The organism is Frondihabitans sp. Leaf304 (assembly GCF_001423105.1).
Taxonomy (GTDB): Bacteria; Actinomycetota; Actinomycetes; order Actinomycetales; family Microbacteriaceae; genus Frondihabitans.
The window spans coordinates 1027616-1039447 of sequence record NZ_LMNV01000002.1; the positions used below are offsets into that span (position 1 = coordinate 1027616).

10 protein-coding genes are annotated in these 11832 nt (G+C 70.3%); 6 read left to right on the top strand and 4 right to left on the bottom strand.

Annotation, left to right across the window (positions count from 1 at the left end; all coding sequences use genetic code 11):
* Positions 1 to 62: 62 nt before the first annotated feature.
* The 3 genes from ASF54_RS04635 to mtrA are packed head-to-tail and all read right to left on the bottom strand — an operon-like array spanning position 63 to position 4088.
* Positions 63 to 1781 (bottom strand): LpqB family beta-propeller domain-containing protein, encoded by a 1719-nt coding sequence (locus ASF54_RS04635; RefSeq protein WP_157510026.1) that lies wholly within the window; start codon positions 1779 to 1781, stop codon positions 63 to 65.
* Positions 1778 to 3382, bottom strand: a complete 1605-nt coding sequence (gene mtrB / locus ASF54_RS04640; protein ID WP_235480940.1) for an MtrAB system histidine kinase MtrB — start codon at positions 3380 to 3382, stop codon at positions 1778 to 1780. Before mtrB ends, ASF54_RS04635 begins: the two co-directional genes overlap by 4 nt.
* A 25-nt stretch (positions 3383 to 3407) precedes the next feature.
* On the bottom strand, positions 3408 to 4088 hold the full coding sequence (mtrA, locus tag ASF54_RS04645) for an MtrAB system response regulator MtrA (protein ID WP_055962072.1): 681 nt from the start codon (positions 4086 to 4088) through the stop codon (positions 3408 to 3410).
* A 167-nt stretch (positions 4089 to 4255) separates the two neighbouring features.
* On the opposite strand from mtrA, the gene ASF54_RS04650 reads away from it, so the two are divergent.
* The 5 genes from ASF54_RS04650 to ASF54_RS04670 are packed head-to-tail and all read left to right on the top strand — an operon-like array spanning position 4256 to position 9761.
* Entirely contained in the window at positions 4256 to 5572 is a 1317-nt protein-coding gene (locus ASF54_RS04650) for a hypothetical protein (RefSeq protein ID WP_157510027.1), read from the top strand.
* A complete protein-coding gene (locus ASF54_RS04655) occupies positions 5569 to 6207 on the top strand; it encodes a DUF4129 domain-containing protein (RefSeq protein WP_055959348.1) in 639 nt (212 codons plus the stop codon). The genes ASF54_RS04650 and ASF54_RS04655 overlap by 4 nt, the downstream gene beginning before the upstream one ends.
* On the top strand, positions 6204 to 7406 hold the full coding sequence (locus ASF54_RS04660) for a DUF4350 domain-containing protein (RefSeq protein ID WP_055959350.1): 1203 nt from the start codon (positions 6204 to 6206) through the stop codon (positions 7404 to 7406). The genes ASF54_RS04655 and ASF54_RS04660 overlap by 4 nt, the downstream gene beginning before the upstream one ends.
* Positions 7407 to 7437: 31 nt before the next feature.
* Positions 7438 to 8466: an AAA family ATPase gene (locus ASF54_RS04665; RefSeq protein ID WP_084815945.1), complete on the top strand. Its 1029-nt coding sequence runs from the start codon at positions 7438 to 7440 to the stop codon at positions 8464 to 8466.
* 2 nt (positions 8467 to 8468) lie between these two features.
* Positions 8469 to 9761 carry a DUF58 domain-containing protein gene (locus tag ASF54_RS04670; protein ID WP_055959352.1) on the top strand — a complete coding sequence of 431 codons (1293 nt, stop codon included), beginning with the start codon at positions 8469 to 8471 and terminating at the stop codon, positions 9759 to 9761.
* A 79-nt stretch (positions 9762 to 9840) separates the two neighbouring features.
* On the opposite strand, the gene ASF54_RS04675 is transcribed toward ASF54_RS04670, so the two are convergent.
* Complete coding sequence (locus tag ASF54_RS04675; RefSeq protein ID WP_055959354.1) at positions 9841 to 10836, bottom strand: stage II sporulation protein M; 996 nt, start codon at positions 10834 to 10836, stop codon at positions 9841 to 9843.
* A gap of 18 nt (positions 10837 to 10854) precedes the next feature.
* Between ASF54_RS04675 and ASF54_RS04680 the strand changes: the two genes are divergently transcribed.
* Entirely contained in the window at positions 10855 to 11751 is an 897-nt protein-coding gene (locus tag ASF54_RS04680) for an RDD family protein (protein ID WP_084815946.1), read from the top strand.
* Positions 11752 to 11832 lie beyond the last annotated feature (81 nt).

Consider the following 11832-nt stretch of genomic DNA (forward strand, 5'->3'; position numbering starts at 1 on the left):
CCCACGACACCCGCCGACACCGACCGACCGACCACCGTGAGGTCGGCGCCGCCCGACCAGCCTCAGCGCTGGGTCGCGAGGAGGTCGGCGGCGATGCCGGTGTCTTCCCACCCGCTGCCGCGCGGTTCGAGCAGATTGCCGCTGACGGTGAGCACGCGGATGCGGTCGGCGCCGTTGCCGCCGACGAGCCCCACAGCGACGTCGTTCGGGCTGCCGAGGTCGGTGGTCTCGCCGCCGACATCGTGCTCGGACACGAGCGAGTCGCCGTCGTCGCTCGTCGACAGGGTGCCGACCGTCAGCTCGTCGACCCAGGTGACCGACACCGGAGTGCCGGCGGGCGGCGTGAGCTGGATCGGCACTCCAAGGCTGACCGGCACCAGGTCGTCGTCGCGCACGATGGCGGCCACGTACAGGTGCGTGGTGCCGTCGGCGTCGAGCAGCAGCGCGATGCGGGTTCCGTCGCGCGAGATCTTGAACGCGGTGAGCTGCTCGTCGGAGGGCAGAGCGCTCTCGATCGGATGGGCGGTCCCGTCGGCCGCGTAGGCGGTCAGCGATTGCGGCGCTCGCTCCTGGGCACTCCAGATGAAGCCGAGGTCGTCGAGAGAGGGGTCGGTGAGGCTGCTCCGGTCGTCGAGCCGGCGTGACGAGCCGTCGTTCCGAGCGACGTAGACGCCCGACGCCGTGCCCACCGCGGCCAGCGTCTGTTTCGTCGACAGTTCGACCGAGGTCGGGTTGAGGCCGACGACCGTCTTCGACAAGCCCGAGATCGGAGAAACGGTGGCCGTGCTGGCGAAGCCGAACTTGCCGTCGGAGATGACGAGGGGGCGGGCGTCGACCGGCGGGTCGGTGATCGCCTCGGCGCCGGTGTCGTTGGGGATCGAGACGGGCGACCCCTGAACGCTGATGTCGACCGCGCTGACCGTCGAGATCGTGGAGAAGCTCGCGACGAGCTGAGCCCGCATCCGGGCGAGATCGGTCGCGCTGGCGTCGGAGGCCGCGCTCGTGAGATCGACCTTGGCCGTCCCCGACGAGACGGGCACGACCGAGTCGTCGAGGCGCGTACCCGCGGGGAAGGCCGACGAGACCGCCCCGGAGAGCCACGGCGACGGGCCGGCGAGTAGAGCCTCGGCGATGCGGGTGGTGGGAGACGAGCGGGCGAGGAACCAGCGCTCGTCGGGAACGAGATACGTGTGCGTCGGGTCGAAGAAGTAGAGCGCGTGCGGGCGGAAGACGAGGTCGAAGTTCGCCGTCGACAGCACGATTCCGGCCGGTGCCGAGCTGATGCGCCACTCCCCCGACACTTTCTCGAACGCGAAGTCGAGTTGCTGGGCGGTGGTCGGCTGCGATTCGCTGTAGTGGCCGGACGCATCGACCCGGGCGGTGACCTGGATCGTGTAGGTGCCGGCGTCCTGGCCCGCGCTGGTGAACGCGCCCGAGCCCTGGCGGACGAGCACCCCGGTCTGCGGATTCCACTTCTTCGCCGCGGCCTCCGTCATGTACTCGCGTGCCACCTCGTAGTCGCCCTGCGACCCGGTGCCCGCCTCGATGAAGCCGCGGAGGATGCGCTCCTGGTCGCTTCCGGCGACCGGCCCCGACGGGAGGTATTCGATGTCGCTCTCGATCTTGTTCGTGATGGGGTCGCCGGTCTGAACCCGGCCCGTCGAGGGAATGCTGGCGCACCCGGCGAGCGCGACGAGAGCCACCATCGAAAGCGCGACGGATCGAAAGACCGAGGAGCGCCGCCTCCGGCCGGAGGGCTCGGACCGGTTGCCACGCGTCATGCCGGTCCTCCCTCGGTGTCGACGCCCGGCTGGGGAACAGCCAGTGCGATCGGAGACGAGGTGATGGTAACTCCCCGCCGTCGAGGAAGCGTGAGCACGAAGCGAGTGCCGACACCGAGCTCGGAGGCGACTTCGAGCTGGCCCCCGTGCAGGATCGCGTCTTCCCTGCTGATCGAGAGCCCGAGCCCGGTTCCTCCGATGGTGCGCCGGCGTGACGGGTCGGCCCGCCAGAAGCGGTCGAATACGCGCTCGGCATGCTCCGCACGAAGCCCGACACCGTGGTCGTCCACAGCGATCGCGACCGCGTCGGCGTCGCTGTCGATCGTGACAGTGATCGGCCGCCCCTCACCGTGCTCGATGGCGTTGCCGACCAGGTTGCGCAGGATCCGACGGAGCCGTCTCGGATCCGCTTCGGCCTCGAAGAAACCGCCCCGCGCATTCAGGGTGATCGTGCTCCCGGCTTCTGCGGCCAGTGGCTCGAATTCAGCGAGGCTGTCGGTGACGAGGGTCACGAAGGGCACCGGCTCCGTCTCGAGCTCGACCGCACCGGCGTCGAAGCGCGAGATCTCGAGCAGGTCGGCGAGGAGCATCTCGAATCGATCGATCTGGGTGTGCAGCAGCTCGGCGGTCCGGTGCGAGACGGGGTCGAAGTCGCCGCGATTGCCGTAGAGCACGTCTCCGGCCAGCCGAATGGTGGTGAGCGGCGTGCGCAGCTCGTGCGACACGTCGGAGACGAACATCTGCTGCATTCGCGACAGGTGGGCCAGCTGTTCGATCTGACGCTGCATGACGTCGGCCATGCCGTTGAACGACCGGCCGAGGGTCGCCACGACGTCTCGCCCGGCCTCGGGGATCCGCTCTTCGAGGTGCCCGGCCGCGATCAGCTGGCTCGTCTCCGCCGCCTGCCGAATCGGCGCCACGACGAGGCGCACGACGACGTAGGTGATGACCGCGATCAGCAGCACCAGGGCGATGGAGCCGATGGCGAGGGTCTGCTTCATGAAGTCGAGAGTCTTCTGCGCGTCACTCAGGTCGTAAACGAGGTAGAGCTCGTACTGGCCGGCGGTCGGCACCTGCAGGGTCGATCCGACGGCGATGCCGGGGGCGCGACCGGCGCTGGTGGTGAGCGACACCGGCTGGAAGTGCAGCCGATCGGAGTCGCGCGCCACCGCCGAGCGCATCTCCCGAGAGATGGAGGAGTTCGGAAAGTCGGGGCTCGCGATGTTCTGAATGGTCTGCGAGGTCGACTGACCCGGGGTGCGGAGGATCGCGATGCTCGTGCCGCCCGGGCTGGAGGTGGAGCTCAGGATCGCACTCTGCGCCTGGTTCTGCAGGGAGTCGAGCTCGACCTGGTTGTTGTCTTCGGTAGAGGTCGCCGAGTCGAAGATGCCCTGAGCGAGAACGGTCGCGCGCTGCGACTCGGACTCGATCTGCGCGCGGCGCTGGTCGTAGACGTTGTTGCCGATCGAGATCGAGATGGAGGCGCCGATAACGGTCACGGCGATGCCCGACAGGATGACCGTGATCGCGATGGTGCGGAACTCGAGCGACGACCGCCACAGGCCGAGCACACCCGACGGCCAGCGACGCCAGCTGCCCACGGACGGCAGGCTCAGCCGCATGGTGTTAGGCGGATGCGCCGGCGCGATAGCCGACGCCGCGCACGGTGCTCACGATGCGGGGATTGTCGGGGTCGTGCTCGACCTTGGCGCGGAGCCGCTGCACGTGCACGTTCACGAGCCGGGTATCGGCCTTGTAGTGGTAGCCCCAGACCTGCTCGAGCAGCATCTCGCGCGTAAAGACCTGCTGCGGTTTGGAGGCCAACGCGAGCAGGAGCTCGAATTCGAGCGGGGTGAGGTTGATGACCTCGGAGCCGCGGCGGACCTCGTGGGCGGCGACATCGAGGGTGAGGTCGCCGACGGCGAGACTCTCGCTGGTGGTCTCGGCGATCGGGCGGAGCCGGGTCTTGATGCGGGCGACCAGCTCCTTGGGGTTGAACGGCTTCACCACGTAGTCGTCGGCACCGGATTCGAGGCCGCGCACCACGTCGGAGGTGTCGCTCTTTGCCGTCAGCATGATGATGGGGACGCCGCTCTCGGCGCGGATCAGCCGGCACACCTCGATGCCGTCGATTCCCGGCAGCATCAGGTCGAGGAGAACGAGATCGGGCTGGGCCTCCGAGAAAGCACGGAGAGCGCCCGAACCGTCGGCGCAGAACGAGGGCTCGAAGCCGTCGGCGCGGAGGACGATGCCGATCATCTCGGCGAGGGCAGGATCGTCATCTACCACGAGGATGCGCGGGTTCATGGTCTCCACTTGTCGGCGGCACCGGTCGGTGCTGATGCGACCACAGTAGCGAACGGCCCCGGGAACGGGCGCGTCCCCCTTCGTGGGACGACTCTGGGAGTACCTCTGGCTGGTTGTCGGCGGTGTGTGGAATCATTCATGCGACAGCGATGCCGATCCGGGGGAACATGAGCGAGAACAATCCGTGGGCGACTCCGGGGCGAGATGCCGACGAGCGTCGGCCTCAGGATCCAGGCCATGCCGCACCTGCACCGCCGCCCGTCGGCCCGCCCGCGCCGCTCGGCCAGCCCACGTCGTTCGGGCCACCCGCGTCGTTCGGCCCGCCCCAGCAGTTCGGGCCACCGCAGTCGTTCGGGCCACCCCCGCAGTTCGGGCCACCGCAGTCGTTCGGGCCACCCCCGCAGTTCGGGCCGCCGCAGTCGTTCGGCCCGCCGCAGGTCGGGCCGCCCCCGGGGTGGGCCCCACCGCCGAAGCCAGGCCTCATTCCGCTCCGCCCTCTGACCCTGGGCGACATGCTCGGTGCCGCCTTCCGCGTGTTCCGACGCAATCCGCGCACGACGTTCGGCACTTCGCTTCTCTTCTCGCTCGTGTCGTTCGTGGTGTCGGCGGCGATCACCGCGGGCGTCGCCTACGTGGCGATCGACCGCGTCACGGGTGCCCTGCCGCAGAACCGCGACGCCATCCTTCCCGGCACGGTGGCCGGCGCAATCGGCGCGCTGCTCGTTCCGCTCTTCCTCACGATCGCGACGCAGGCGATCCTTCAAGGCGTCTTCGTCCTCGAGACGAGCCACCAGGTGGTCGGCGAGAAGATGCGGCTCGGCGGGCTCCTGCGCCAGGCTCGGGGTCGCATCTGGGCCCTGATCGGCTGGGTCTTTCTACTAATGGCCGCGACGGTGGTCGGGCTCGCCCTCGTCGGCGGCGTCGTGACGCTGCTCGTGCTGATCGGCAATCCCGCCGGCATCGTGTCGGGCGTGCTCGTCGGCCTCGTCGGGCTGGCCGGCATCGCGGTCGTCGCCGCCTGGATCGGCACAAAGACGAGTCTCGTGCCGAGCGTCCTCCTTCTCGAACGGCTCCCCCTCCGCGGGGCCATCGCCAGATCGTGGCGATTGACACGGCACAGCTTCTGGAAGACCTTCGGCATCATTGCGCTCGTCGCGGTCATCGTGAGCGCGGCGTCGAGCGTCGCAAGCGCCCCCGTCTCGTTCCTGTCGCAGATCGGCGGCGGGCTGGTCGAGCCCAACGGTTCGGTCGGCGACACGAGCGCGATCGTCACCTACCTCGTGGCCAACCTCGTCGGGCAGCTCATCACCGTCGTGATCGGGGCGATCGGCGCCGTCGTTCAGGCGTCCACCATCGCGCTGCTCTATATCGACCTGCGCATCCGCCGCGAGGCCCTCGACCTCGAACTCGTCCGCTACGTCGAGCTGCGCGCCCATGGCACGTCGCAGCTGCCCGACCCGTACCGCACACCCGGAGCCCCGTGAGCGCTCCGCTGACCCCGTCGCCCGACGAGGCCCGCCGACTCCTCCAGGAGGAGCTGGCGAAGGGCGAGTACGCCGCCTCGCGGCCGGGCTTGCTCGACCGGGCGGCCAGCGCGTTCTGGGACTGGGTCACCTCGCTGCGCTTCGGGTCGGTCGAAGGAGCGCCGGCGCTGGTGCTCGTCGTGCTCCTCGTCGTCGTCGCGGCGGTGCTCGTCGTGGTCTTCGTCGTCTACGGTCTTCCGCGCCTCAACCGCCGAGGCGTCGCCGACGGCGCCCTGTTCGGCGTCGACGACTCCCGCTCGGCCGACGACCTCCGCACCTCGGCGGCGCGGGCCGCCGCTTCCGGCGATCACGCCCAGGCGATCATCGAGCAGTTCCGCGCGGTGGCGCGTGCCCTCGACGAACGCGACCTGGTGACGACGTCGCCGGGAACGACGGCGCACGCGTTCGCAACGCAGGCGGGGGTGCCATTTGCCGCGTTCGCGTCTCGGATCCTCGATTCGTCTCGCGTCTTCGATGAGGTTCGCTACCTCGACCGGCCCGGCACGGCCACCGACTTCGAGGCGCTGCGGGCTCTCGACGCCGAGCTGGAGGCCGCGACGCCGACTCGACCCGCCTCGACCGAGGTGCTCGCGTGAGCGACACGCTGCTGCGGCCGCGGCGCCCGACGCGGGCTCCCGCCGACGAGGCGCGACGAGCGACCCGACGAGCACGCGTGACGATCGGCGTGGTCGCGGGCGTCGTCGTCGCCGTCATCGCGGGCGTGTTCGTGCTGGGTCTCGGAGGATCCGGCGGTCAGCCGCTCGGCCCCACGAGCACCCAGCCCGATGGCGCCAAAGCTCTGGTCAGCGTGTTGCGCGAGCAGGGCGTCCGGGTGGTGACCACCGACTCGCTGGGAGCGACTCGAAAGGCCGCCGCCGCGGATCCTGAGGGCACCACGGTGTTCGCCTACGACTCGGGGCAGTACCTTCCGGCCGCGTCGTGGAAGGCACTCGCTCCGCTCTCGGCGCACACGATCGTGGTCGACCCGGGCCAGGCCGCCCTCGACGCGATCGCCCCGGGCGTCAGCGCGGGCCCCGAACTCGACGGCACGCTGTCGCCGCGATGCGATCTTCCCGCGTTGGCAGAGATCAGCCGGGTGACCGGGAGCGGCACCGGCTATACGGTCACCTCCGGCGCCTCCGAGACCCTGGGCGCCACCACCTGCCTGCCGGTCTCGGGCGGCAAGGCGTTCGGGCTCGTGCAGGTGGGTTCGGTCACCATTCTCGGGGCCTCCGCGGCCCTCACGAATCAGAGCATCGTCGACGACGACAACGCCGCTCTCGCGCTCACCCTCCTCGGCGACTCGTCCACCCTCGTCTGGTATCAGCCCTCGCTCGCAGATCTGCCGAAGGGCTCGGGCACGCTCGCGTCGCTCACACCCGGCTGGGTCACCCCCGGCATCGCGCTGCTCGCGGTCGCCGCCATCGCGGCGGGCGTCTGGCGTGGCCGCCGCTTCGGGCCGTTGGTCGTCGAGCGGCTACCCGTCGTGGTCCGCTCTACCGAGACCACGGAGGGCCGTGCTCGGCTCTACGAGAGATCGTCTGCTCGGGTGCACGCGCTCGACCAGATCCGTATCGGCACCATCGGTCGGCTCCAAAGGCTGACCGGTTTGTCGCGGTCCTCGACGGTGGACGACGTCGTGTTCCGCGTCGCCGGTCTGATCGGCGCGAACCCGGCCGAAGTCCGGGCCACGCTCGTCGACACCGTTCCTCGCGACGACAAGCACCTCGTCTCGCTCAGTGACGCCCTCCGCGACCTCGAATCCGCCACGGCTCGCGCGGTGGCCACTCGATGACTCCCTGTTCCGACCCTAGGAGAGACTCCCTATGACCGACGCTCCCCCGCCCCACGACGCTGCCCAGCCGTTGTCCGCCGACCCGCCCGCGTCCGATGCTCAGCTGTCGTCCGCCGACCTGCAGCAGGCCTTCTCACGCGTTCGTGACGAGGTCGGCAAGGCCGTCGTCGGGCAAGACGGTGCCGTCTCGGGCCTGATCGTCACGCTCCTCGCCGGCGGGCACGCACTTCTGGAGGGTGTTCCCGGGGTCGCGAAGACCCTCCTCGTGCGGGCGCTGAGCCACAGCCTGAGTCTCGACACCACCCGCGTGCAGTTCACCCCCGACCTCATGCCGGGCGACATCACCGGCTCGCTCGTGTACGACTCCAAGGCGGGTGAGTTCGAGTTCCGCTCCGGACCGGTCTTCACGAACATCCTCCTGGCCGACGAGATCAACCGCACGCCACCCAAGACGCAGTCCGCCCTCCTCGAGGCGATGGAAGAGCGACAGGTCTCGGTCGACGGCGTCTCGCGGCAGCTGCCGGTGCCGTTCCTCGTCGCCGCGACGATGAACCCGGTCGAATACGAGGGCACCTACACGCTGCCCGAGGCACAGCTCGACCGGTTCTTGATGAAGCTCACCCTCGACCTCCCGGCTCGCGACGACGAGGTCGAGGTGCTGACCCGCCACGCGGCCGGCTTCTCGCCCCGCGATCTCACCGCTGCGGGAGTGGCCCCCGTGCTCGGATCGGCCGAGATCCTCGCGGCTCAGCGGTCGGTTCGCGAGGTCGGCGTGCGACCCGACGTCCTCGGCTACATGGTCGATCTGGCCCGCGCCACCCGTGAGAGCCCGTCGGTCAAGATCGGCGTGAGCCCCCGGGGGTCGACGGCGTTGCTCGCGGCGTCGAAGGCCTGGGCCTGGCTGACCGGCCTCGACCACATCACGCCCGACCACGTGCAGGCAATGGCTCTGCCGGTGCTGCGTCACCGTCTCCAGCTCCGACCCGAGGCAGAGCTCGAGGGTGTCGACGCCGACGGGATCCTCCGCTCCGTGCTCCAGACCGTTCGCGTGCCGCTGTAACCGTGGTCGTCACCGGATGGTTCGTGCTCGTCGTCGTCCTCGGCGTCGTCCCCGTCGTCGCGACGTCGAGCCCCTGGGCGCTGGTCGGCTGGCTCGGGCTCTGCCTGCTGCTCCTCGTGATCGATGTCGTTCTCGCGGCGTCCCCGCGCACTGTGCGGCTGACGCGCACACTGCCCTCGGCGATCCGTCTCGGCGAGTCGACGACGGTGTCGCTGTCGATCGTCAACGAGGGCAAGCGAAGGATCCGCGGACTCGCCCGCGACGCCTGGGAGCCCTCCGCGGGCGCCTCGCCCGCTCGCTTCCGCCTGGCCGTCGCTCCAGGTCGGCGCCACGGGGCGACCACCGCCCTCGCCCCCTTCCGCCGGGGTGAGCGCCGCGCTTCGGCAGTGACGATCCGAACCCTCGGCCCTCTGCGGCTCGCCGGCCGGCAGGCCACGCATCCGCTCCCCGGCTCGATCCGGGTCCTCCCCCGCTTCTCGTCGCGCAAGCACCTGCCGTCGCGCCTCGCTCGGCTCCGCGAGCTCGACGGTCGCACCAGCGTGATGATCCGCGGTCAGGGCACCGAGTTCGACAGTCTGCGCGAGTACGTCCGGGGCGACGACATCCGCTCGATCGACTGGCGTGCCACCGCCCGACGCACCGACCTGATGGTGCGCACCTGGCGGCCCGAGCGCGACCGCCGTGTCGTCCTGATCGTCGACGCCGGCCGCACCTCCGCCGCGCGGGTCGGCGACGAGCCCCGCCTCGACACCGCGTTCGAGTCGGCGCTCCTGCTGGGCGCCCTCGCCTCGCGGGCCGGCGACCGCGTCGATCTCGCCATCGTCGACCGACGGGTGCGAGGCCGGGTGCAGGGCGCGACGGGCGCCGACCTCCTCTCGTCGATGGTGACGACCATGGCGCCGATCGATCCGGAGCTCGTCGAGACCGACTGGGCGCTCGTGCCGGGTCTCGTCCGATCGATCAGTACGCAGCGGTCGCTCGTCGTGATCGCCACGACGCTCGACTCGCCCGGGGCAGCCCGGGCACTCCTGGCCGCCATCCCGCAGCTCACCGCTCGGCACCTGGTGGTCGTGGCGAGTGTCGTCGACCCAGTGCTCGACGAGCTCGCGGCGACTCGCACCGACCGCGACCAGGTCTACCGGGCGGCGGCCGCCGAGCGCGCGCTCCTCGACGTCGCCCGCGTCTCCGCGGCGCTGCGGCAGCTCGGCGCCGAGGTAGTGACCGGATCGCCGGCCGATCTGCCGCCCGCGCTGGCCGACCGGTACCTCGCGTTGAAGGCGGCGGGGCGGCTATAGGTCGGGCTCTCTCGCCGAGATCGCACTTCGGGTCGCTCGCACCCGACCGCAACTGCGATCTCGGCGTGGCCGACGCCTGCTAACCGGAGACGAGCTGGCGCGCCCCCGCCTCGAACTCGTCGAGGTCACCGGTCTGGCCCGCCCGGAACGCCCGACCGCCCACCAGCCACTGGTAGATCAGGAACGCTGCCAGAGCGACCGTTCCGATGCCGATCTTAATCGCCCACGGCCACGGCTGCCGGGTGACGAACCCCTCGATCACGCCTGACACCAGCAACGAGATGACGAGGCCGATGGCGATGCTGCCCAGCGCACGGCCGTCTTCGGCCAGGGCCTGCCCCCGGGTGCGGGCGCCCGGGGCGATCCACGACCAGAAGATCATCAACCCGGCCGCCATCGCGACGAAGAGGCTGTACAGCTCGAGCTGACCGTGCGGCGCGATGTAGAGGAAGAAGTACTCGAGGCGCCCCTGCTCGGCGAGGACGCCGGCGCTCATCCCGACGTTCTGCGCGTTCGTCAGGAGGAGGTAGGGCACGTAGATGCCGGTGACGCCGAACGCGACGCTCTGAGCGGCGATGAATGCGTTGTTGGTCCAGACCTGGCCCGTGAACGACGACGGAGCGTTGTTCGAGTAGTAGTCGACGAAGTCGCGAGTGGCGAACTGCTTGCGGAACTCGGGCGAGCCGAAGTTGGCGAGAACGGCGGGGTTGGTGGCGGCCCAGACGCCGAAGAGCACTGCGACGACGACCGTCACCGCCGCGATCACGAGCGACAACCAGCGCACCCGGTAGAGCGCGGCCGGCAGCTGCACGGCGAAGAAGGTCGGCACCTGACCCGCGAGGTTGCGCCCGGTGCCGGTGAAGCGGAGCCGCGCTCTCGAGAGCGAAAGGGAGAGGCGTTCGCCGACCGCGCTGGATCCTGCGCTCGATTTCAGAGCCGACAGCTGCGAGGCACCCGACTGGTAGAGCTCGATGAGGCGGTCGGTGTCGTTGCCTTCGAGGCGCCGACGCTTGGCGAGCCGGTCGAGCTCAGACCAGTCTTCCTGGTGGGCGCGGGTGTAGGCGTCGATGTCCATTCTGATTAGATACTAGGCATGGCCGGTCGACGAGCGCTCCCCCGCACCGGTCGCGGTGCCGCTTTCGGCGGCGAGGGCGTCGCATTCGACACCTTCGCGGCCGACGACGACGAGCTCGTCACCGGCGAGGCGGTCGGCCTCGACATCCGCTCGGCGCCCTTCGTGTTGCGGATGGCCGGCGTGGTGATCGACTACGTCGCGTACGTGCTGCTGCTGATCGGCCTCCTGGTCGTGCTCTCGCTCGCGAGCTCGCGCGGTCTCGTCGACAGCTCGACCGCCCAGGCACTCTCGATCGCCTCGATCGTCATCGCGCTAGTCGGCGCTCCGGTCGCCATCGAGACGGCCAGCCGAGGCAAGTCGCTCGGCAAACTCGCGGTCGGAGCCCGCGTCGTCCGGCTCGACGGTGGAGCGATCAGCCTTCGGCACGCTGTGATCCGCGCGCTCGTCGGAGTGCTCGAGATCGTCATGACCGTCGGCGGAGTCGCCGTCGTGGTCGGCCTGCTCAACTCGAAGTCGCAGCGGCTCGGCGATCTGATGGCCGGCACCTACGCGCTGAACGAGCGTCCGCCGAAAGCGGGGCGGATCGTCTACGCCGTGCCTCCCGCGCTCGAAGAGTGGGCGCGCACCGCCGACGTGGCCCGGCTGCCCGACTCGCTGGCACGGCGGTTGTCGTCGTTCGTGCAGCAGTCCGGGTCGTTGACTCCCGACTCCAGGATCCGGGTGGCCACCTCGCTCGCCGGCGAAGCGTCGCGGTACGTCTCGCCCCTGCCTGCTGTCGACGCCGAGACCTTCGTGGCCGCGGTGTCGGTGGTCCGCCGGGAGCGCGAAGCTCGGGCGCTCGACGCCGAGGCGGCCAACCTGCAGCGCCTTGCGCCCGCGCTCGAGGGGCTGCCCAGCGGCTTTCCGCGGCGCTGACCCCTCGGTCTTGGCTTCGGTCTCGGGCTCGGCCGTACCGTCACAACGAAATCGGGCGGACCCGCGAGAAGACTCGCGGAT